General features: G+C 71.3%; 23 protein-coding genes. 11 read left to right on the top strand and 12 right to left on the bottom strand.

Annotated elements, in window-relative coordinates:
• Positions 1 to 58: 58 nt before the first annotated feature.
• Together M4960_RS04145 and M4960_RS04150 are read right to left on the bottom strand one after the other, a co-directional pair.
• Positions 59 to 244: a hypothetical protein gene (locus tag M4960_RS04145; protein ID WP_123312988.1), complete on the bottom strand. Its 186-nt coding sequence runs from the start codon at positions 242 to 244 to the stop codon at positions 59 to 61.
• Positions 245 to 285: 41 nt separating this feature from the next.
• Complete coding sequence (locus M4960_RS04150) at positions 286 to 1,095, bottom strand: hypothetical protein (protein ID WP_248703516.1); 810 nt, start codon at positions 1,093 to 1,095, stop codon at positions 286 to 288.
• Between the two features lie 113 nt (positions 1,096 to 1,208).
• On the opposite strand from M4960_RS04150, the gene M4960_RS04155 reads away from it, so the two are divergent.
• Together M4960_RS04155 and M4960_RS04160 are read left to right on the top strand one after the other, a co-directional pair.
• Positions 1,209 to 2,105 carry a patatin-like phospholipase family protein gene (locus M4960_RS04155; protein ID WP_248703517.1) on the top strand — a complete coding sequence of 299 codons (897 nt, stop codon included), beginning with the start codon at positions 1,209 to 1,211 and terminating at the stop codon, positions 2,103 to 2,105.
• Positions 2,102 to 4,162: an alpha/beta fold hydrolase gene (locus tag M4960_RS04160; protein ID WP_248703518.1), complete on the top strand. Its 2,061-nt coding sequence runs from the start codon at positions 2,102 to 2,104 to the stop codon at positions 4,160 to 4,162. Before M4960_RS04155 ends, M4960_RS04160 begins: the two co-directional genes overlap by 4 nt.
• 16 nt (positions 4,163 to 4,178) lie before the next feature.
• Here M4960_RS04160 and M4960_RS04165 read toward each other — a convergent pair whose 3' ends face one another.
• The gene (locus M4960_RS04165; RefSeq protein ID WP_248703519.1) at positions 4,179 to 5,372 is read right to left on the bottom strand and encodes an acyl-CoA dehydrogenase family protein; all 1,194 of its coding nucleotides are present in this window, start codon (positions 5,370 to 5,372) and stop codon (positions 4,179 to 4,181) included.
• 47 nt (positions 5,373 to 5,419) lie between these two features.
• Here M4960_RS04165 and M4960_RS04170 point away from each other — a divergent pair, with 47 nt between their 5' ends.
• On the top strand, positions 5,420 to 6,028 hold the full coding sequence (locus M4960_RS04170; protein WP_123939198.1) for a QsdR family transcriptional regulator: 609 nt from the start codon (positions 5,420 to 5,422) through the stop codon (positions 6,026 to 6,028).
• Positions 6,025 to 6,468 (top strand): thioesterase family protein, encoded by a 444-nt coding sequence (locus tag M4960_RS04175; protein ID WP_248703520.1) that lies wholly within the window; start codon positions 6,025 to 6,027, stop codon positions 6,466 to 6,468. Before M4960_RS04170 ends, M4960_RS04175 begins: the two co-directional genes overlap by 4 nt.
• 170 nt (positions 6,469 to 6,638) lie before the next feature.
• Here M4960_RS04175 and M4960_RS04180 read toward each other — a convergent pair whose 3' ends face one another.
• The 3 genes from M4960_RS04180 to M4960_RS04190 form a co-directional block, all read right to left on the bottom strand.
• Positions 6,639 to 6,788, bottom strand: coding sequence for a hypothetical protein (locus M4960_RS04180; protein ID WP_248703521.1), 150 nt, complete (start codon positions 6,786 to 6,788; stop codon positions 6,639 to 6,641).
• A 47-nt stretch (positions 6,789 to 6,835) separates the two neighbouring features.
• A complete protein-coding gene (locus M4960_RS04185; RefSeq protein WP_123292422.1) occupies positions 6,836 to 7,276 on the bottom strand; it encodes a VOC family protein in 441 nt (146 codons plus the stop codon).
• Between the two features lie 157 nt (positions 7,277 to 7,433).
• A complete protein-coding gene (locus M4960_RS04190; protein WP_248703522.1) occupies positions 7,434 to 10,892 on the bottom strand; it encodes a bifunctional proline dehydrogenase/L-glutamate gamma-semialdehyde dehydrogenase in 3,459 nt (1,152 codons plus the stop codon).
• Between the two features lie 105 nt (positions 10,893 to 10,997).
• Between M4960_RS04190 and M4960_RS04195 the strand changes: the two genes are divergently transcribed.
• The 3 genes from M4960_RS04195 (at position 10,998) to M4960_RS04205 (ending at position 14,575) form a co-directional block, all read left to right on the top strand.
• Positions 10,998 to 11,900, top strand: coding sequence for a LysR substrate-binding domain-containing protein (locus tag M4960_RS04195; protein ID WP_111086860.1), 903 nt, complete (start codon positions 10,998 to 11,000; stop codon positions 11,898 to 11,900).
• A 238-nt stretch (positions 11,901 to 12,138) separates the two neighbouring features.
• Positions 12,139 to 13,782 (top strand): putative Ig domain-containing protein, encoded by a 1,644-nt coding sequence (locus tag M4960_RS04200; protein WP_248703523.1) that lies wholly within the window; start codon positions 12,139 to 12,141, stop codon positions 13,780 to 13,782.
• 160 nt (positions 13,783 to 13,942) lie between these two features.
• The gene (locus M4960_RS04205; RefSeq protein ID WP_248703524.1) at positions 13,943 to 14,575 is read left to right on the top strand and encodes an FMN-dependent NADH-azoreductase; all 633 of its coding nucleotides are present in this window, start codon (positions 13,943 to 13,945) and stop codon (positions 14,573 to 14,575) included.
• 17 nt (positions 14,576 to 14,592) lie between these two features.
• Here M4960_RS04205 and M4960_RS04210 read toward each other — a convergent pair whose 3' ends face one another.
• Positions 14,593 to 15,636, bottom strand: coding sequence for an MBL fold metallo-hydrolase (locus M4960_RS04210; protein ID WP_248703525.1), 1,044 nt, complete (start codon positions 15,634 to 15,636; stop codon positions 14,593 to 14,595).
• A gap of 159 nt (positions 15,637 to 15,795) precedes the next feature.
• Here M4960_RS04210 and M4960_RS04215 point away from each other — a divergent pair, with 159 nt between their 5' ends.
• The 3 genes from M4960_RS04215 to M4960_RS04225 all read left to right on the top strand — a co-directional run bounded on the left by M4960_RS04215 (position 15,796) and on the right by M4960_RS04225 (position 17,279).
• Positions 15,796 to 16,839, top strand: a complete 1,044-nt coding sequence (locus M4960_RS04215) for an ATP-dependent DNA ligase (protein ID WP_248703526.1) — start codon at positions 15,796 to 15,798, stop codon at positions 16,837 to 16,839.
• A 138-nt stretch (positions 16,840 to 16,977) separates the two neighbouring features.
• Positions 16,978 to 17,139: a hypothetical protein gene (locus M4960_RS04220; RefSeq protein WP_248703527.1), complete on the top strand. Its 162-nt coding sequence runs from the start codon at positions 16,978 to 16,980 to the stop codon at positions 17,137 to 17,139.
• The gene (locus M4960_RS04225; protein ID WP_194673287.1) at positions 17,136 to 17,279 is read left to right on the top strand and encodes a hypothetical protein; all 144 of its coding nucleotides are present in this window, start codon (positions 17,136 to 17,138) and stop codon (positions 17,277 to 17,279) included. Before M4960_RS04220 ends, M4960_RS04225 begins: the two co-directional genes overlap by 4 nt.
• Positions 17,280 to 17,298: 19 nt before the next feature.
• On the opposite strand, the gene ligD is transcribed toward M4960_RS04225, so the two are convergent.
• Both ligD and M4960_RS04235 read right to left on the bottom strand, forming a co-directional pair.
• A complete protein-coding gene (ligD, locus tag M4960_RS04230; protein WP_248703528.1) occupies positions 17,299 to 18,318 on the bottom strand; it encodes a non-homologous end-joining DNA ligase in 1,020 nt (339 codons plus the stop codon).
• A gap of 107 nt (positions 18,319 to 18,425) precedes the next feature.
• Positions 18,426 to 19,133: a G5 domain-containing protein gene (locus tag M4960_RS04235; protein ID WP_248703529.1), complete on the bottom strand. Its 708-nt coding sequence runs from the start codon at positions 19,131 to 19,133 to the stop codon at positions 18,426 to 18,428.
• A 126-nt stretch (positions 19,134 to 19,259) separates the two neighbouring features.
• Between M4960_RS04235 and M4960_RS04240 the strand changes: the two genes are divergently transcribed.
• Complete coding sequence (locus M4960_RS04240) at positions 19,260 to 20,117, top strand: DUF429 domain-containing protein (RefSeq protein WP_248703530.1); 858 nt, start codon at positions 19,260 to 19,262, stop codon at positions 20,115 to 20,117.
• Here the strand turns inward: M4960_RS04240 and M4960_RS19235 are convergent.
• Genes M4960_RS19235 through M4960_RS04250 form a run of 3 tightly spaced genes read right to left on the bottom strand, consistent with a single transcriptional unit; the run spans position 20,099 to position 20,888 of the window.
• Positions 20,099 to 20,362 (bottom strand): Fic family protein, encoded by a 264-nt coding sequence (locus M4960_RS19235; RefSeq protein ID WP_260095398.1) that lies wholly within the window; start codon positions 20,360 to 20,362, stop codon positions 20,099 to 20,101. The genes M4960_RS04240 and M4960_RS19235 overlap by 19 nt on opposite strands.
• Positions 20,356 to 20,700: a hypothetical protein gene (locus M4960_RS19615; RefSeq protein ID WP_308221992.1), complete on the bottom strand. Its 345-nt coding sequence runs from the start codon at positions 20,698 to 20,700 to the stop codon at positions 20,356 to 20,358. Before M4960_RS19615 ends, M4960_RS19235 begins: the two co-directional genes overlap by 7 nt.
• Positions 20,697 to 20,888 carry an antitoxin VbhA family protein gene (locus M4960_RS04250; RefSeq protein WP_131846296.1) on the bottom strand — a complete coding sequence of 64 codons (192 nt, stop codon included), beginning with the start codon at positions 20,886 to 20,888 and terminating at the stop codon, positions 20,697 to 20,699. The genes M4960_RS19615 and M4960_RS04250 overlap by 4 nt, the downstream gene beginning before the upstream one ends.
• Positions 20,889 to 20,963 lie beyond the last annotated feature (75 nt).

Below are 20,963 nucleotides of genomic sequence, written 5' to 3' on the forward strand. Positions count from 1 at the left end.
GACCACGAACGGCTCCCACACCCGTGGGAGCCGTTCGTGGTGGACGATGCGGGAAGGGTCAGCGACCCAGGCGCGCGGCGATGGCTGCGGCGACCCGGATCCGGGCTGCTTCGCGCTCGCGCTCGATGTTGGCGGCGATGACGTCGAGGTCTTCGTAGTCGGCGTCGGTGGTGGTGTCGTTCCAGTTCGGCGATGAGATCCGGGCACGCCCGAACGACGGCGGAGCAGGGTTCACGGTCGTCATGAGGGCATCGTACGTCGAGCGTCCGACAGAGCGTGTGAGCATCACGGGCCTTTCCTTGGATTGCGGTCGCGCTCGGGGAACGAGTAGGTCAACGAGAACGCCACGGCCATGAACGACGCCATCATCGCGATGTTCTTGGCGTCGAGTTCGGTGAAGGCGTCGGGGACCGGGGAGTCGACGGTGAGCATGCCGAACGAGTACTGGTCGGACCGGATCACCACCGAGACGTAGGACGAGTAGCGCGGTTCGAAGCCCGGCACGTCCTGGTCCACGTCGACGTCGGCCGAGCGGTCGCCGACGATCCGCGGTGATCCCCCGACCAGCACCCACTCGAGGTTGCGGTCGCCGTAGGGCGTGCCCGCGCGGAAGACCCCGGCGGTGTCGCCGGCACCCCCGTGACCGATCGGCTCGAGCGCACGCAGATCGGTGGACAGCTGGTACACGTTGGCACGGACGTCGGGCACCTTCGGCAGCAGGTAGAACGCCAGGGCCACGGCGACCCGGTCGGCGACGACGGAGAGTTCGCCGTGGCGCTCGGAACGGGGCAGTTCGGTGAACCGGACGAGCCTGGTGGCGATCTGGCCGAACGCGTACCGGACCGCCGTCGACTGTTCGAGTCCGGCCCCGGTCGCGTTCTCTTCGGCCACCGCCCGCGCAGCGTCGCTGCGTCGGGTCCGGACCACCTGCACCACCACGGCACCGGCCAGCACGACGAGCCCGAACACGACGAGCGACAGTCGGACCGCCGGGGTGACGAACAGGTTCGGCAGCTGGAACGCCGCAGTGGGCGCCGCCGCCACCACGATCGGCCACCCGACCGTGCCGACCCGTCCTGAACGTTGTTGCCCCATGACCACGACGCTAGGTCACGCCACCGACGCAGACGGAGTTGTCCACAGGTCGGTTCTCCACAGGATCCGTCGGGCTCCACCGGCCCGTCGCACGCACCTGGTAAGCAAGACCCATGACCGATGCCAGCACGCCCGTTCCCGGATCCAGAGCCCTCGTCCTGGGTGGCGGAGGTGTCGCCGGCATCGCCTGGGAGGTCGGCGTCCTCACCGCCCTGCAGGACGCCGGCGTCGACCTCGACGCAGCAGACCTGGTCGTCGGCACGAGCGCCGGCAGCGTCGTCGGGGCCTTCGTCCGGAACGGCGCGGTGCAGCAGGCGTACGACCAGCAGCACACGCCCGCGCCGACGACCTACGTCGAGCCGCCGGCCATCGACACCGACGCCGTCCAGCAGCGGATCGGTGCCGCGCTCGAGGGGGCGACCGGCGAGCAGGACGCGCGCGCCCGCCTCGGCCTCGCCGCCCAGCAGGTCACCGACGGACAGTCCGACGACGAGCGCGTGGCGACCTTCACCGAGACCCTGCCGTCCACCGACTGGCCGGCGAAGCCGCTCGCGATCACCGCGGTCGACGCCACCGACGGCACGTTCCGACTGCTGACCGCGGCCGACGGCGTCCCGCTCCCCCTCGCGGTCGCCGCGAGCTGCTCCGTGCCCTTCGTGTGGTCGCCCGTCGGCATCGAGGGCCGACCGTACGTCGACGGCGGGGTCCGCTCCGGCACGAACGCCGACGCCGCTGCCGGTCACGAACGCGTGCTCGTGATCGCCTGCGGTCCCGAGGGTCCGTCGCCGGTCGGCCCGTGGCTCGACGTCGCGGTCGAGTCGCTCCGCGCCGGCGGCAGCTCGGTCGAGGTCGTCGTGGCGGACAGCACCGCGCAGGAAGCCTTCGGCACGAACTCGCTCTCGCTGGCCACCCAGGCCCCCTCGGCCGAAGCCGGCCGCGCCCAGGGGACGGCGGTCGCCGAACAGATCGCCGCCTTCTGGGCCGATGACCTGGTGAGCGTGGTCGCATGACGACGCCGTTCTCCGACCTCGACCAGTACATCGCGCTCCCCCGGATCGACGGGATCGCGATCAGCCCCGACGGTGAGCGCGTCGCCCTGACGGTCAGTGTGCTCGACCCGGACCGCACCGGGTACCGGCGCTCGATCTGGCAGGTGCCCGCGGCCCCGACCGTCGACGCGGACGGACCCACCGCCAGCCCGGTCCGCCTCACCCGTTCCGCCAAGGGCGAGGGCGGCATCGCCTTCACCCGCACCGGCGACCTGCTCTTCGTCTCCGCCCGCCCCGACGCCGACGCCGCCGACGTCGACGCCGCCCAGCTCTGGGTCCTCCCGGCGGCCGGTGGTGAAGCCCGCCCCCTCACGCTGCTCACCGGCGGGGTCGGCGGCGTCCTGGCGACCGCTGCGGCCGCCGACACCGTCGCGCTCACCGCCGACCTGCTGCCCAGCGCCGGTACCGACCCGGCCACCGTGGTCGACACCGACGCCCAGCTCCGCAAAGCCCGCACGGACAAGAAGGTCCGCGCGATCCTGCACGAGACGTACCCGGTCCGGTACTGGGACCACGACCTCGGCCCCGACCAGACGCACGTCCTCACGCTCGACCTGGCCGAGGGCCAGACCGAAGACCACGCCGAGGACGCAACCGCGCTCCCCCGCCTCACCGACCGCACGCCGGCTCCCGGCCGGTCGCTGGACCACGTCGCCGGGGCACTCACGCCCGACGGTTCCGTCCTGTTGGCAGCCGTGGGGGTCCGGGAGGCCCGTGGGGACCGCTCGACGCTCGTCACGATCGACTGCACCAGCGGCCACCGCACGGTGCTGTTCGACGACGCCGACGTCGACCACGAGATGCCCGCGCTGAGCCACGACGGTCGCACGATCGCGTGGGTCCGGACGGTGCGCTCCACCCCCGCCGGTGCGAACCAGCAAGAGGTCTGGACCGCCGGCATCGATGGGTCGGACCCGCACCGCATCGCCACCGACTGGGACCGCTGGCCGAGCGATCTCGTGTTCGAGCACGGCGACCGGGCGCTGCTCGCCGTGGCCGACCAGGACGGCCGGGCGCCCGTGTTCCGCATCCCGCTCGACGGCGCAGCCGTCGAGCAGCTGACCCACGACGACTGGGCGTACTCGAGCCTGCGCGTGGCGGAGGCGACGGGCGCGGTCGTGGCGCTCCGGGCCTCCTGGGCGGCACCACCGCACCCCGTGCGGATCGCGACGGACGGCGAGGTGACCCCGCTCGCGACGCCCGCGCCTCTGCCCGAGGTCCCCGCGCACCTGGAAGAGGTCGAGACGACCGCGGCCGACGGCGCGCGCGTGCGCGGCTGGCTGGTCGTGCCGGACGGTGACGGGCCGCACCCGCTGCTGCTCTGGATCCACGGCGGACCGCTCAACTCGTGGAACCAGTGGTCGTGGCGGTGGAACCCGATGCTCCTGGCGGCGCGCGGGTACGCCGTGCTGCTGCCGGACCCCGCACTGTCGACCGGCTACGGGCTCGACTTCGTGAACCGTGGATGGAACGCGTGGGGGCAGGCGCCGTACACCGACCTGCTGGCGATCACGGACGCGGTCGAGGCCCGAGCGGACATCGACGAGACCCGTACGGCGGCGATGGGCGGCTCGTTCGGCGGCTACATGGCGAACTGGGTCGCCGGGCACACCGACCGCTTCCGCGCGATCGTCACGCACGCGAGCCTGTGGGCGCTCGACCAGTTCAACGGCACCACGGACTCGTCGCAGTACTGGTCGTCGATCTTCGACGCCGCCGGCATCGAGGCCAACGACCCGCACCGGTTCGTGGCGGACATCACGTCACCGATGCTCGTGGTCCACGGCGACAAGGACTACCGGGTGCCGATCGGCGAGGGGCTGCGACTGTGGTCCGAGCTCGCCGAGCACCACGCGGCAGACGACGGCACGATGCCGCACCGGTTCCTGTACTTCCCGGACGAGAACCACTGGGTGCTCTCGCCGCAGCACGCCGTGGTCTGGTACGAGACGGTGTTCGCGTTCCTCGGGCAGCACGTGCTCGGCCAGGAGTGGGAGCGGCCGGAGCTGCTCGGGTAGCGCGCCGGGCGGGCTGCTAGACGAACGCGGCCTGCCCGGTGATCGCCCGACCGACGATGAGCGTGTTCACCTCGCGCGTGCCCTCGTACGAGTAGATCGCCTCGGCATCGGCGAAGAACCGGGCGACGCCCTTGTCGAGCACGATGCCGTTGCCGCCCTGCACCTCGCGGCACCAGCCGACGGTCTCGCGCATCTTCGCGGTCGCGAACGCCTTCGCCAGGGCGGAGTGCTCGTCGCCCCCGACGCCGGCGTCCTGCATGGCCGAGGCCTGCGTGCAGAGCGCGATCGAGGCCGTGATGTTCGACAGCGACTTGACGAGCAGGTCCTGCACGAGCTGGTGCGCGGCGATGGGCTTACCGAACTGGATCCGCTCGCGGGCGTACGCGAGCGCCGCGTCGTAGGCGCCGACTGCGATGCCGACGGCCTGCCAGGCCACCTCGGTGCGGGTCAGGCGGAGCACCTCGGCCGTCGACCGGAACGAGTCGGCGCGCTGGAGCCGACGCGATTCCGGCACCCGCACCCCCTGCATGACGATGTCGGCGTTCTGCACCCCCCGCAGCGCGATCTTGTCCTCGATCTTCGTGGCGGTGAAGCCGGGGGTGTCCGTGGTGACCAGGAAGCCCTTCACCTGTTCGTCCGCGACGTCCTTCGCCCAGATGACGACGACGTCGGCGAAGGTGGCGTTGCCGATCCAGCGCTTCTCACCGTCGAGCACCCACGTGTCGCCGTCGCGGCGGGCGGTGGTGCGCAGGCCACGGGCGGAGTCGCTGCCGGACAGCGGTTCGGTCAGGCCGAACGCCCCGATGAGCTCGCCGGCCGCCATGCGCGGCAGCCACTCGCGCTGCTGTTCCTCGCTGCCGGCGACGGCGATCGAGTTCATCGCCAGACCCGACTGCACGCCGATGAACGTCGCTACGCTGGCGTCGACGCGTCCGAGCTCGAGCGCAGCCCACCCGCGGTACACGGCCGAGTTCTCGAACTGCCGCACGAGCGGGATCCCCGGCCCGTACATGCCCAGCTCGGCGAGGGGCGCGATCACCTGCATCGGGAACTCGGCGCGGGCCCAGTACCCGTCGGCGATGGGCACGACCTCGCGCTCGAGGTACTCGCGGAGTCGCCCGATCGACGCGCGCTCCGGCTCGGTCAGCTGCTGTTGGAAGCCGTAGAAGTCCGATTCGAGGAGGCCCGTCGTGGGCGTCAGCGTTGACATGGAACCAACGATGCATCATTCTCGAAAACGTTGCAAGGGAGGCTCGCGTGTACACATCGGATTCTGCGCTGCGCGCCTTCCGGGAGGCCCGCCACACGTTCATCGACGGCGCACGGATCGACATGGGCGCGTTGGCTGCCGCACTCGGCGTGGACCGCACGTCGCTGTTCCGGTGGGTGGGCAACCGTGACCGGTTGCTGTCCGAGATCCTGTGGTCCCTCGCAGTCCCGACGCTCGACCGGGCGTCCCGCGCTGCCGACACGATCGGGTCGTCCGGAGCGGCGCGCATCGTCGACGTACTCGACCGGTTCACCGCCGACCTCATCGAGGCCACCTACTTCCGCGCCTTCCTGACCCGCGAGCCCGCGCGGGCGATGCGCCTGCTGACCACCTCAGAGAGCGACGTGCAGAGCCGGTTCGTCGAACGGGTCACCGCGCTCGTGGTCGAGGAGCAGTCGTCCGGCGAGTTCGATCCGGCCCCGTTGTCCGCCGAGGAGCTCGCGCGGCTGCTCGTCCGGATCTCAGAGTCGTTCACCTACGCTGAGTTCATCTCCGGTGAGGCCCCCGACCCCGTCCGGGCACGCGCCGCGTTCGAGTACGTGCTGCGCCCCGCCGCCGATCACGCCACACCCGCACCTCCGATCGGAGACCGATGACCATCGACGAGTACCCGTTCCGCCGCCTCTACCCCACACGGTGGAACGACAACGACATGTTCGGGCACGTCAACAACACGATCTACTACTCGGCGATGGACAACGCGTCGACGTACTGGTTCCGCGAGGAAGCGGGTCTCGACCCCTTCACGTCGGAGTGGATCGCGGTGCTGGTGTCGTCGAGCTGCCGATTCGTCGAGTCCGCCGTGTGGCCGGACGTCATCGAGGTCGGGATGCGGTCCAAGCACCTCGGCAACACGAGCCTGTCGTGGGAGTTCGGCCTGTTCCGGCAGTCCGACGGCGCACTGCTCGCCACCGGTGAGTTCGCGCACGTCATCATCGACCGCGAGGGCGCCCGTCGGCCGATCCCCCTGCCGGAGTCGCTGCGCACGCTCGTGACCGGCACGATGGTCGCGCAGGAGCCCGCCGTCGCCGACTGACCGCGGGGACGCGCCCGGCGCCGACGCTGCGCCGCCGTTCGGGCGCCGACCCTGCCCACCCCGGCGCACAACCAAAGTGCCCTCGAACCGCGCAATCGCGTGGCTCGAGGGCACTTTGGTTGTGCAGGCCGGATCGGGACCAGGCTCCGGTGGCTGGCGCAGCGAGCAGGTCAGGGGCGGTAGTCGTCGCGGCTCGGCTGGTTCAGCCGCGCGGCGAGGTCGTCGCCTGCGGGCTTCCCGCCGTTCAGGGTGCCGAGCACCTTCGCGATGGTCGACAACACGAAGCCGGTCCCCCGGCCGATGGCTCGCACGAAGCGCATGACGTCCCCTCTCGTCACCCCATGCTAGCCCGCGGCCCGAGGACTACTCAGGACTTGAGGGCAGCGAGCTCGAGGTTGATGTCGTCGGGGTCCTGCACGGACAGGATCACCATGCCGGCGTCGCCGAGGTCGGTGACCTCGCCGTGCTCGACCCCTGCGGCGTCGAGGCGTGCAGCCGCCTGGTGCAGCTCGTCGACCGACCCCACGACGAAGCTCACGTGGTCGAGCCCGACGGTGTCCGGGTCGAACGTCTGCCCCGCCGGGGCGACCGGGCGGAGACCGAAGACCTGGTCGCCGAGCCGGAACACGGAGCCGCCGTAGAAGCGCTCACGGTCCTCGCGCACGCCGGGCTCGTCGACCTGGTCGCTGAAGTCGATCGCCGGGTCGGTGCCGAGCAGCTGCTGGTAGAACGCCTTGCTGCGGTGGATGTCGGTCACGGTGACGCGGACGTGGGCGAGGGCGGTCGGGCGTGCGAACGGTTCGGTCATGGTGGAGCTCCTCCGGGTTCGACCCGACGCAGGGCCGTCGGGTGCGCGCCGTGGCTGCGACGCGCACCCGAGGCAACCCCTGCCGCCTCGGTGCAGCCCGACAGCGTGCGGCGACCGGACAGCGGCGCTGGACCCGAACGCCAGCGCCGCGTTCCGGTCAGATGAGGTCGTCGGTCAGGTGGTTCGGCGTGCCGAAGCGGTGCGCCGTGATCGAGACCGCTTGCTCGCGGACGAACGGCAGGATCTCGAGCCGACCGGCTTCGGTCACCGGGCCGCCGTACACCGCGACGTCGGGACGCCCACCGATCGCCGAGTACAGCGCCGAGGTGTCGCCGCCGATGAGGCGGACACGGGTCGACGGACCCGCCCCGATCGACGACGCGAAGGACTCGTCGGAGACCGACTGCGACACGGAGCGCACGTTGGGCAACGATCGGATCGCCGCGGCGACGGACGACGGCAGTGCCGCGACCGCCGACACCTCGATCGTCGTGCCGGCCCGGAGCGCAGCCGCGACGACGCGGACGAGGTCAGGAACAGCATCCTCGTCACCAGAAGCCAGGCGCACCTGCACCGACGGGAACGGCAGGTACCGCGCGATGTTCCGCTCGGCGCTCAGGGCCGAGACGTCGGTCGCGGTGCCGAACAGCGTCGACCAGGCCTGCTCGTCGGACGCCAGCGACCGGTCGAGCACCTCCGAGGTCACACCGGCAGCCCGGACGAAGGCGCTGACCGGAGCAGAAGGAACGGACGCAGCAGTCGACAGAGCAGGCGCCCACGACCCGAGCCCGAGCAGGTAGTTCAGCCCGCCGGCCTTCGTGCCCGCGCCGACGGCCGACTTCTTCCAGCCACCGAACGGCTGCCGACGGACGATGGCGCCCGTGATGCCGCGGTTGACGTAGAGGTTGCCCGCCTGGATCCGCCCGAGCCAGGTGCCGATCTCGGCCGGGTCGAGCGAGTGCAGGCCCGAGGTCAGGCCGTAGTCGACCTCGTTGACGATGTCGATCGCTTCGTCGAGGGTGTCGGCGGTCATCATGCCGAGGATCGGACCGAAGTACTCGGTGCGGTGGAACTCCGAGCCACGGCGGACACCCTGGCGGACACCGGGGCTCCAGAGCTTGCCGGCCTCGTCGAGCTGCTTCGGCTCGACGGCCCAGGTCTCCCCCGCGCCGAGCGTCGTCAGGCCGGCGAGCAGCTTGCCCGAGGCAGGCTCGATGATCGGGCCCATCTGGGTGGCGGGGTCGGTCGGCGAGCCGACGGTGAGCGAGGACACGGCGTCGAGCAGCTGGTTGCGGAAGCGCTTCGACTTCGCGACCGAGCCGACCATCACCACGAGCGACGCGGCCGAGCACTTCTGGCCGGCGTGCCCGAAGGCCGAGGCGACGACGTCCTTCACCGCGAGGTCGAGGTCCGACGACGGGGTGACGATCACGGCGTTCTTGCCCGAGGTCTCGGCGAGCAGCGGCAGGTCAGAGCGGAACGAGCGGAACAGCTCGGCGGTCTCGAAGGCACCGGTGAGGATGACCTGGTCGACCATCGGCGAGGCGATGAGCTGCTGGCCGAGCTCGTTCTCGGACACCTGCAGGAACGCGAGCACGTCGGCCGGGGCCCCGTGGGCGTCGAGCGCGGTCTCGATGATCGAGGCGAGGACGGCTCCGGAGCGCTCGGCGGGCGGCGCCGGCTTGAGGACGACGGCGGACCCGGCAGCGAGTGCGGCCAGGGTCGAGCCGGCGGGGATCGCGACCGGGAAGTTCCACGGCGGTGCGACGAGGGTCAGCGTGGCCGGGGTGAAGGTCGCACCGTCGAGGTCGTCGAGCTGCGACGCGAGCGAGCCGTAGAAGTGCGCGAAGTCGATCGCCTCGGACACCTCGGGGTCGGCCTGGTCGATGGTCTTGCCGGTCTCCGCAGCCATGACCTCGATGAGCGCTGCGCGGTTCGCCTCGAGAGCGTCGCCGACGGCGTGCAGCACGGCGCCACGAGCGGCACCGGACCAGGTCCCCCAGACCGTACCGGCGGCCTGGACGCGAGCCAGCGCCGAGTCGAGCGACGCGGCGGAGTCGACCCGGGCCTCCTGGACGGCGCGGACGCCGAGCGTCGACGACGCGATCCGGTCCGTGATGGCCGAACCCCACTGGCGCACCGACGCGACCGACGGGTCGCTGTCCGGCGTGTTCTCGAACCGGCCGGGCCCTGGGCGTCCGACGGCGGCGTAGCGGTCGGCGACGCGGTGCGACGCGGGGGCGTCGAGTCCACCGGGGAGCGACAGCGGCGCGAGCGAGTCACGGAAGCGCGACTCCTCGCGGGCGAAGAGCTCCGGCGACGACACCAGCGAGAAGACCGCGGACATGAAGTTGTCCTGCGAGGCGCCCTCTTCGAGGCGGCGGATCAGGTACGCGATCGCGACGTCGAACTCTCCTGGGTGGACGACCGGCGTGTAGAGCAGGAGGGAACCGACCGTGTTCTTCACTGCCGACGCCTGGCCCTGCGCCATGCCGAGCAGCATCTCGAACTCGATGCCGTCCCGAACGCCCCGTTCGCCGGCGAGCAGCCAGGCGTGCGCGACGTCGAACAGGTTGTGCCCGGCGACACCGACGCGGACGTTCTCGATGCGCGACGGGGTGAGCGCCCAGTCGAGCACGCGCTTGTAGTTGGTGTCGGAGTCCTGCTTGGTGTGCCAGGTGGCGAGCGGCCAGCCGTGCACCGAGGCCTCGACCTGCTCCATCGGCAGGTTCGCGCCCTTGACCAGGCGGACCTTGATGCCGGCACCACCTCGGCCGCGGCGGGCGGCGGACCACTCCTGCAGCTGCTCCATCGCGGCGAGCGCGTCGGGCAGGTACGCCTGCAGCACGATGCCGGCTTCGAGCCCGAGGAACGCCGGCTCGTCGAGGAGCTTCGTGAAGACCGCGATCGTCAGGTCGAGGTCCTTGTACTCCTCCATGTCGAGGTTGATGAACTTCGCCGGGGTCGAGGCCGCGGCGCGCTCGAACAGCGGGCGGAGCTGCTCGACGATGTCGTCGACGGCGTGGTCGAACGCCCACGGCGAGTGCGGGTGCACGGTCGACGAGACCTTGATCGACACGTAGTCGACGTCGTCGCGTGCCAGGAGCTTGTGCGTGCCCTCGAGTCGGCGTGCGGCCTCGCGCTCGCCCAGCACGGCCTCGCCGAGCAGGTTCACGTTGAGGCGGACGCCGTCCCGCTTGATCTTCGCGATCGCCGGGCCGAGCTTCGAGTCGGTCGCGTCGACGATGAGGTGGCCGACCATGCCCCGCAGCACCCGGCGAGCGATGGGCACGACGACGCCCGGCAGGACCGGTGCCATGCCGCCACCGAGGCGCACGAGTCCGCGCATCGCTGCGGGCAGGAACCCGGGGGCACCGGGCGCGATCTGCCGGAGCTTGCGCGCGGCGACGGCGAGGTCTTCCGGGCGGACGACGCCGTCCACGAAGCCGACGGCGAAATCCAGACCTGCGGGGTCGGCGAGCACCCCGGCGAGCTGCTTGGCGGAGCCGTCCACCGGGAACGACTCGGCCTCGGCCAGCCACTGGCGGACGAGTGCGACGGACTGGTCCGCCAGCGCGTCGTGGTCGGTGGCGGGGTGCTCCTGCAGGGTCGTCATGGGATCAGTGTGGAGGCCCGGGATACGGTAGCGGAAGCGACCGTTCCTGATGGGTACCGTTCAGTTGCACTACCGAATCCACAGCGACCCCGCTACCGTCAGACCATGCTCGATGTCCGCCGCCTGGTCCTGCTCCGCGAGCTGTCGATCCGCGGCACCATCGCCGCCGTCGCCGAGGCCATGAACTTCACGCCGTCGGCGGTCTCGCAGCAGCTCAGCGCCCTGGAACGCGAGGCCGGCGTGCAGCTCCTCCGCAAGGCCGGCCGACGGTTGCAGCTCACCCCGCAGGCCGAGGTGCTCGTCGCCGCCGCCGGCCACGTGCAGGACGTGCTCGAGCAGGCCCAGGCGCAGGTCGAGGACACCCTGCCGTCGGTCCAGGGGCGAGTGCGCGTCGCCGTGTTCCAGTCCGCCGCCCTCGCGCTGATGCCCAACGCCCTGCACGAGATGGCCACCGAACACCCCGACGTCCGGGTCGAGATGGTGCAGCGCGAGCCGGAGACCGCCCTGAACGAGACCTGGGCGCGGGACTTCGACATGGTCATCGCCGAGCAGTACCCGGCGCACGCTGCCCCGCACCTGTCCGGGCTCGACCGCTCGGACCTGACCACCGATGCGGTCCGCCTGGCGCTGCCGCCGCTCGACACGGCGCTGCTACCGGTCTCGAGCCTCGAGGACGCCGAGGCCCTGCCGTGGGTGATGGAACCCCGCGGAACGGCCTCGCGGCACTTCGCGGAGCAGGTGTGCCGACGCTGGGGCTTCGAGCCGGACGTCCGCTACGAGACCGCCGACCTGCAGACCCAGATCCGACTGGTCGAGTCCGGCAACGCCGTCAGCCTGATGCCGGACCTGATGTGGACCGGACGCACGACGACCTGCCGGCTGCTCGAACTGCCCGAGCAGCCCCGCCGCACGATCTTCACCGTCGTGCGCGCCGCCGGGGCGTCCTCGCCCGCGGTCCGTGCGCTGCGCGCAGCCCTCGAACGCGCCGCGGCGGCCGTCGGCGACTGATCTGCCTGACGCGCCTGACGCGGTGCACCGCACTGGATGACGGACGGGAGGCCCGTGGCGGATCCGCCACGGGCCTCCCGTCCGACGCGGGTTTCCGCACGGACCCCCAACCATGGTCACATTCCGGTCACCGACGCCTGAACGGCCACGCAGCCGCACTACGATCCGAACAGGCCGAAACTCTCGGCAGATTCTCACGATCCGGCCACCCAGCCGGACCTGAACATGGGGGGAACCCGTGCACCGCAGCACCTCCGCCGTTCGTCGCGCTTGCGCCGTCGGCACCACCGTCGCACTCGTCGGTCTGACCACCGGTCTCGGCATCATGTCGGCGACCGCCGCCAGCGCCGTCGAGCCGACCGACTCGACGCAGCCCGTCTCCTCGAACGAGACCACGGCCCCCGTCGCGACGGAGACGCCCGCACCGACCGACGAGCCGTCGGTCCCCGCCGACGAGACCACGGAGACCCCGGCCCCGGCACCCGCCGAGGAGACCCCGGCCCCCACCCCGAGCGACGACGCGACCGCCCCGGCCGACGAGCCGACCGCCCCCGCGACGACCGCTCCCGCCGCCGAGACCCCGGCTCCGACCGCGACGCCGACCCCGGACGTCACCACGAAGGCCGCCGACGCGACCGTCACCATCGACGGTGCGGCCAAGGTCGGCACCCTCCTGAGCGCCGTCGTCACCGGCTTCGACGAGGACTCCTCGTACAAGTACGTGTGGGCTGACCAGGACCGCAACGTCCTGTCGAAGACCGCGACCTACCGCATCGACCCCACCGACGTGCGCAAGACGATCACCGTCACGGTGACCGGCACGCTGCCCGGCGCGACCGAGACGACCTCGGTGACCTCCGAGGCGACCGCGCCCGTCACGCAGACCCCGGCCTTCCTCGGCGAGGACGGCAAGCCGACGAAGGCCGGCGCCGACGCCGACCACCCGCTCGAGCTGAGCACCACCGCCGGCGACGCGTTCTCGCACACCTTCCGTGCGCAGGGCTTCCCGGAGCCGAAGTACGCGCTCGCGTGGTTCGACGAGGACGAGCTCGAGGACACCACGTACTACGACGAGAACGGTGACGAGTACGTCCCGGAGCCCGACGAGCAGCTCCCGGACGGCATCACGTTCGACGCCTCCACCGGTGAGCTCAGCGGCGTCTCGACCGACGCCTGGGACTGGACCTTCGCGGTCACCGCGACGAGCGGCACCGAGACCGTCACGCAGTACGTCGACCTGACCGTCGAGGCCGCAGCGCCGCTCGGCATCGAGGTCTACACGACCGACCGCACGAACCTGCTCGACGACGACGGAGAGCAGACGACCTGGATCATCGCGCCGGACGGCAGCATCACCACGCTGGCGTTCGAGTCCGACGACGAGGGGTTCACCGGCTCGATCACCGACGGCGGCCGGCCGACCATCAAGCAGGGTGGCACGCTCGTCATCGAGGGTGGTCTCGTCGACCGCTACGGCAATTCGATCGTTGATGACGAGGACGGGCCCGTCGTGGTCCCGACCGTCACCTCGGACGTGGCCAGCGACGTCATCGCGCCGGACCCCGACTTCGGTGAGTTCGGCATCGTCAGCGTGACGTTCCCGCACGCATCGACGCACAACCTGACGGTCTCCGCTGATGCGTTCACCACCTCGTTCGCGGTGGACGTCCAGCCGACCGCCGTCCCGGCCGTCCCCGGCGTGGCCACTCCGGTCACCCCGGTCCCCGCGGCCGCACCGGTCACCCCGACGAACCGTGGCGGCCAGCTCGCCTACACGGGTTCGGACGCCACCGGCGCCCTGCCCTGGGCCCTCGGTCTGCTCGTCGCCGGTGCCGGCCTGATCGGCGCCCGCACCTTGCGCCGTCGCCGCGCACAGCGCTGACGTACGACCAGCGCTGACGTACGACCAGCGCTGACGGTCCCCAGTCGTCTCCCGTCCGTCGCGTGCCCGCGTGACGGACGGGAGGCCCGGCTCGGCCCCGCCTGACCCCGCACCGGGGCGGCGGGGCCGTTTCCGTCCCACCGTCGGTAGCGTGGGCACCATGCCCACGCTGCTGCACATCGACTCCTCGGCCGACCTCTCCCACTCCCGTTCGCGCGCGCTGACCGCCGCGTTCGCCGATGCCTGGCGCGCACGCGGACCGGAGTACACGGTGGTCCGCCGCGACCTGCACGTCGACCAGCTCCCGCACCTCGAGACCTCGGCGCTGCACTGGGCGGCAGCGGACCGCACCGCGGACGAGACCGTCGCTCCCGAGGCCGAGGCCCTGCGCCAGGAGGTCATCGACGAACTCCTCGCCGCCGACGTCGTGGTCGTCGGGTCGCCGCTGTACAACTACACGGTGCCGTCGACGCTCAAGGCCTGGATCGACCGCATCCACATCCCCGGGGTCCTGGCGGGCGACGTGCAGCCCCTGGCGCGCCGTCCGGTCGTGACCGTCGTCAGCCGCGGTGCGACCTACGACGCCGGCACCCCGACCGAGGACTGGGACCACGGCTCGCCGGTCCTGCACCTCATCCTCGGCACGGCGCTCGGCATGAAGCTCTACCCGATCACGGTCAGTGCGACCCTGGCCGACCGGCTGCCCGACCTCGCCCCGCTCGCCGAGCACGCGTCCGCCGAGCTCGCCGACGCGAAGACGACGATCGAGCGCCTGGCGTCGACCCTCGGCTGAGGTCAGGACGCGAGCGGTCAGGCGGGACGGATCTCGTCCGACCGGCCGAGCAGCTCGGCGTGGAACGCCGTCTGCGTCAGCGCGCTCGCGAGCAGGAACCCGGTCATCGACTCGATCCCGCCGCTGAACGGCACACGCGCGGCGACCTCGAACAGCGTGGGCCGGTCGAGCAGGTCGAGTGCTTCGGCGACGTGCCGTGACCGCTCCTCGCGGTGTCGAGCCAACGTCTGCGCGCGGGCGACGACGTCGGCGAACCGGTACTCGTGGCCCGGGCAGACCTCGAGCCCGGCGTACACGTCGAGTCGGCCGAGCGACGCCAGGTAGTCACCGAGCGGGTTCGTGGCGGTCCGACCACCGAGGCCGATCCCGGAGTTGATCCGCGGCAGCACGTGGTCCCCGGTGAACAGCAGCCCGTCCGCCTCGTCGACGAAGCACACGTGCCCGGCGGTGTGCCCGGGCGTCCAGAGCGTCCGGATGGTGCGCCCGGGGATCGGCAGCACCTCGCCGTCGGCCAGCAGCAGGTCGGCGTAGGGCGCCTCGCTCCGCCCGAGCCCGATCCGTCGCCCGCTCCCCCAGGCCGCGACGACGCCGTCGTGCAGCTCGGGCGGCAGGCCCCACGTGGCGATGTCGGCGTCGTTCCGCACCGCGTCGGTGCGCTCGCGGTCGAGGGCGTCCACCTCGAGCCCGTGCATCGCGACCCGCGCACCGGTCGCTCGGCGGACCGCGGCGGCAGCACCGAGGTGGTCGGCGTGCAGGTGCGTCACGGCGACGAGGGACACGTCGTCGAGCGACCGGCCGATCGCCGACAGTGCGGCGCGGACCTCGTCGAGCCCGCCGTCGGACGACCACCCGGGGTCGATCAGCGCGAGGGACCCGTCCGACCCCTCGACGACGTAGACCAGGGTCGCGTCGGGCACCCCGAACCGGAACGGCACCGCGAAGGTCCAGATCCCCGGCCGGACCTGTTCGACGGGCGGCAGGACGCCGTCGCGGAGCGCGGCGGCCTGCACGGGGCTGATCGGTTCCGGAGCCGGCGCTGCCGACGGGGGCACGGTCGTCACCCGCACCACAGTACTGACGCGAGCCGACCTGCCCCGGGTGATCCGGGCCTCCCGGCCGCACGTCGTGAGCAGGAATGGTCGAGTCGTCGCGCCGGACCCGACCATTCCTGCTCACGAAGCGCGCAGCGCTGCCCACCCGCGCCCGAGTAGACACGACGCATGGAGATCGCACCGATGCTGGCCAAGGCCGTCGCCGACGTCCCGGAACCCGACAGCGTGACCGGTGGCCTGCGGTACGAACCGAAGTGGGACGGCTTCCGCGGCATCGTGACGATCGACGGCGACGACGTCGAGATCGGCAGCCGCGGGGCGAAGCCGCTCACGCGCTACTTCCCCGAACTCGTCAAGGCCTTCCGCGCGCAGTTCGGCGGCCGTGACCACCCGGTGGTGCTCGACGGCGAGGTGATCCTGCGCTCCGGCGAGCCCGGAGCCGAGCGCCTCGACTGGGAGGCACTGTCGCAGCGCATCCACCCGGCGGCCTCGCGGATCGCGAAGCTCAGCGCCGAGACGCCCGCGCAGTTCGTCGCGTTCGACCTGCTCGCAGCGGACGGTGACGAGCTGGTCGACCTGCCGTTCGACGAACGACGCGACCGGCTGGAACAGCTCGCGAGCGGCATGTCCGACCCGCTGTTCGTCACGCGCACCACACTCGACGTCGACCAGGCACGCGAGTGGCTCACCACCTTCGAGGGCGCCGGACTCGACGGTGTGGTCGCCAAGCGCCGGGCCAAGCCGTACGAACCGGGCAAGCGGACGATGCTCAAGATCAAGCACCACCGGACGGCCGACGTCGTCGCGATCGGGTACCGCGTGCACAAGAGCGGCTCGGGCGTCGGGTCGCTGCTCGTCGGGCTGTACGGCGACGACGGGGAGCTCCGCCAGGTCGGCGGCGTCTCAGCCTTCTCCGACAAGCGCCGGCTCGCCCTGGTCGACGAGCTCGAGCCCGTCGTGCTCCGCGATGCGGACGGGAGGCCCGTCACCGGTGACGGGGAACGGTCGCGGTTCTCGTCGGGTCGCGACACGTCGTTCGTCCGGCTGGCGCCGGAGGTCGTACTCGAGGTCCGCTACGACCAGATGGAGGGCGACCGGTTCCGGCACACGGTGCAGTTCGAACGGTGGCGTCCGGACCGCGACGCGGCGTCGTGCGGGTTCGACCAGCTCGAGGTGCCGTCGGCGTACGACCTGCGGGATGTCCTGTCCTGACGCGTGGTTGTCCGTTTTTCGTCGTCTTGCCGGTGATCGCAGGAAAGTAGTTAGCCGAACTAGCGAAACACTGCCACGATGGAGACCAGCAGCACGAGGCACCCATCCCGGGAGCCCCAGGACCGAAAGCGGATCGACATGAGCACCAGCACGCTTGTCCGCCACTCGCAGCGGAACCCCTTCAACGAGGTGCGCGAGGCACGCCGCCAGCGCACCCTGCAGCTCAGTGCGGTCATCAGCGCCATCGCCGGCGTGACCGCAACCGCGCTCGCACTGGTCACGATCGGCCTGGGCTCGTGATCGTCGACGGCATCAGCGACGCCCACCGAGGCACCTGGTCGCGCTTGACCCGCCTGCACACCGCGAGCGTCGGACTGCCGATGCAGACGTCCCGCGTCGACGACCCCGACCGCTCGACGGAGACGCTGCCCGCCGTCTGACGGTCCCCGCTGGCTCGGGTCAGGACTTCTTCGCTCGGGACGGTTGCACGCGCGGCGGCTCGCCCGGCATCTTCGGGAAGTCCGGCGGGAAGGGCAGTTCGCCCTCGCCGTTCTCCAGGTCGCGCTCCCACCACGACAGCAACGGCTCGATGCTCACCGGCTCGTCGTGCATCGCCTGCCACGGGTCACCGATCGTCGCCAAGCGTTCGGGGACGGTCCGGATCGTGAAGGTCGTCGGGTCCGCCGTCGGCAGCTCGTCCCACGTGATCGGCGTCGACACCGAAGCGTGCGCGAGAGCCCGTGGGCTGTAGGCACCCGCCATCGTGCGGTCGCGGTTCGCCTGGTTGAAGTCGACGAAGACCCGTTGGCCTCGTTCCTCCTTCCACCACGCCGTCGTGACCCGGTCGGGCATCCGCCGTTCGAGTTCTCGGGCGGCCGCGATCACGGCGTGCCGGACGTCGAGGAACTCGTGCTCGGGTGCGATCGGGGCGAACACGTGCAGACCGCGGTTGCCGCTCGTCTTGATCCACGCCGTCAGACCCGCTTCGTCCAGGACCTTCCGGAGTTCCTGCGCCACGGGCACCGTGTCCGAGAAGTCCGTGCCGGGCTGCGGGTCGAGGTCGATGCGGAGCTGGTCCGGGTGGTCGCTGTCCTCGGCGCGCGAGGCCCACGGGTGGAAGACCACGGTGTTCATCTGCGCGGCCCACACCGCGACGGCCGGCTCGTCGATGACGAGCTGCGGGTGCTTCCGGCCGCTCGGGTACGTCACCGTGACCGACCGCACGTAGTCGGGGGCACCCTTGGGCGGGTTCTTCGAGAAGAACTGCTCGCCGTCGACGCCGCCCGGGAACCGCTGCAGCGAGATCGGTCGGTCGCCGTTCGAGCGGACGAACGCGTCGCCCACCGTCACCAGGTACTCGGCGAGGTCGGCCTTGGTGATCCCGGCGTCCGGCCAGAGGACACGCGAGGGACTGCTGAGCCGGACCTCGCGGTCCCCGTCCGGACCGGGCACCCGCACCGTCGTCGCTTCGATCGCCATGCAGCGGAAGGTACTCGCCGGTCGATCCGCAAAACACCGGTGTTCGCAGGTCGAACCCCCGCGTGCCGGTGTTCAGCGCGCGAACACCGGTGTCTTGCGGCACTGCCTCACATGACGTTCCAGTGCAGGTGTCCGTTCGCGTCAGGACCCTTGCCGCCACAGGTGTACGAGTTGCCGTTCGCTGCCTGAGCGACGACACCGGCTTGCGCGTCGGCACAGAACGCACCGGGCGTGATGAGGTCTTGCGACTGTGCAGGTGCCTGTTCGACCGGCGCGGGAGCCGGAGCTGCTGGTGCGGGAGCGGGAGCGGGAGCGGGAGCGGGAGCGGCTGGGACTGGAGCCGGCTCGACGTACGAGCCCACCGCGGACACCTCGGCCACCGGTGCCTTCGTGACGGTCCTGGATACCTGGACCCGGTCCGTCTCGACGCCGTCGGTCGTCGTCACGCGGTACGTACGGGTGAGGACGCCGTCGGCGCCCGCTGTCTGCAGCCGTGTCTGGCCCTTCGCGAGGGTCGGGTCGTCGACCGTTGTCTTCCGGAAGTGGATCGGGGAGTTCTTCGCGACCTCCGACACCTCGACGACCGGGGTCGGGGTCGGCGTCGATGTGGCCGTGCGCGTCGGCGTGGGTGCCGATGGAGTCGGCGTTCGTGAGGTGTCGGCAATTGTGACCGGCGCCGAGGCGCTCTGACTGGCACTCGTCACCGCAGCGCCCACCACAGCACCGGCCGTTCCGACGCCGCCGAGCCACACCACTGCTGCGATCGCGACGACGACCGAAGCCTTTGCCTTCGTCGGTAGTGCTGACCAACGCATCCTGCGACATCCCCTCGTGTTCGGTACGAACGATCCAGCGTGCACCGTGCTCGGTCGACCGCGGCAGCCCCAGTCCGGGGTAGCCGCGCTGTGGGGATGAACTGTCCGACGGGCAGGATGGGGTGGGTGAGCGCGTACCTCGGAGTGGACCTGGCGTGGGGACTCGGCACCGCGAGCCGCGCGCCCAACGAGACCGGACTGGTCGCGATGGAGGCCGACGGCACGATCACCGACGCCGGATGGGCCCGCGGGGTCGACGACGTCACGACCTGGGTCGCGGAACACCTCGGGCCGCGGTCGCTCATCGCCGTCGACGCCTCGCTCGTCGTGACGAACCCGACCGGCATCCGCGAATCCGAACGGCAGGTCGGGCAGCGCTACGGCCGGTGGAAGGTGGCGGCGAACCCGACGAACCAGGCCTCCGCGGCGAGCGCCGGCGCCAGCCTGCTCGACCGGCTCACCGCACTGGGCGTCGAGTACGTGTCCGACACGGCATCCATGCACGCCAGGACCGGGCCGGCGATGTTCGAGTGCTACCCGTACACGACCCTGGTCGGCGTGGAGGAGCTCGGGTACGACGTCGAGCGGCCCCGGTACAAGCGCCTGGACCTCAGGGTGCCGGCAGCCGAGGCCCGGGCACGCCGCGCCGAGGCGTTCGACGAGCTCGTCCGGCGCTTACGCGAGACCCCGCTCGACCCGCCGTTGCAGCTCGACTCGCATCCGCTGACTGCGGGCCTCGCCGACCCGTCGGTGCTCCACGGCCCGACCCACAAGCACCGCGAGGACCTGCTCGACGGTGCCCTTTGTGCCTGGACGGCGGCGTTCTGGGAGCGGCACGGTGACCAGCGCGTGCAGATCTTGGGAGGCGATCCGGGCCTCCCGTCCGACCCGGTGGACGAGGCGAGCCGCCGGCCCGTCGTGGTGGCGCCTGCGCGCCCGTCGCAGCGGAGGCCGCCGGAGATTGTTCAGTCGTGCTCGCGCTGAGCGTCTGAAGCGATCACCTTTGCGAGCAGGTCGCGCAGTGGACCGAGATCGCCCGGCATCGAGCGGCGCGCTGCAGAGTGGTTTTCGGACTTCGTCGCCTGCTGCCAGTCGAGCGTGACGTCGTGCTCAGCCGCGTACTGTCGCCAGAACTCTCGCTGCGTTCGACCGTTGCCCTCCATGAAGGGGTGGATGTAGTTGAGCGTCGCGAACTGCTCCGTGAGGAAGTCGAGCGGCCGCTTCAGCATCTCTCCCCCCCGCCAGCCAACTCGCCGTCGAGCTGGGCCATCCGCGGAGCGATGAGTTGGGGAGGCAGGAAAGGTTCGTCCGGGTTCTTCGCGATGCCGTCGAGACGGTACTCGCCAGCCCACTCGTAGACGTCCTGGAAGAGGTGGGCGTGGATTCGTCGAATCCGCTGCGATGGTCGGAGACCGCGGAGACCGCCGACCTCGCCGAGCAGCAAGTCGAGTTCGCGGTCTTGCACCTCAGGCACTTCGAGTGCCGCGAGTGCGGCTCTGCTCGTCGCTCCGAACTTGTTCCGCAGAACGAAGTGCTCGTCGTGGTAACCGCCGACCGGTCGACTCACCGGCGGTGTGCGAAGGCCCGGAGCTCCTCGCGGCTGATCTCACCCCGTGCGAAGCGGCTCATGTACTGAATCCACTCGGGGTTGTCCTCGAACCCTTCGAGTCGGCCGGAGTGGATGACCGCCGCCACGGCGTGCGACCGCTTGGCGCGCTCGGCGCCACTGACGGTTCGAACGACTCGCTTGGCCATGAGACCGATTCTACGCGGTCGAGCCCTTGCACTCCAGAGCCGGGTGGACGCACCGACGCGCGGCTAGGGTTGACC

The organism is Curtobacterium sp. MWU13-2055 (assembly GCF_023242305.1).
In the GTDB taxonomy this organism is placed as follows: Bacteria; Actinomycetota; Actinomycetes; order Actinomycetales; family Microbacteriaceae; genus Curtobacterium.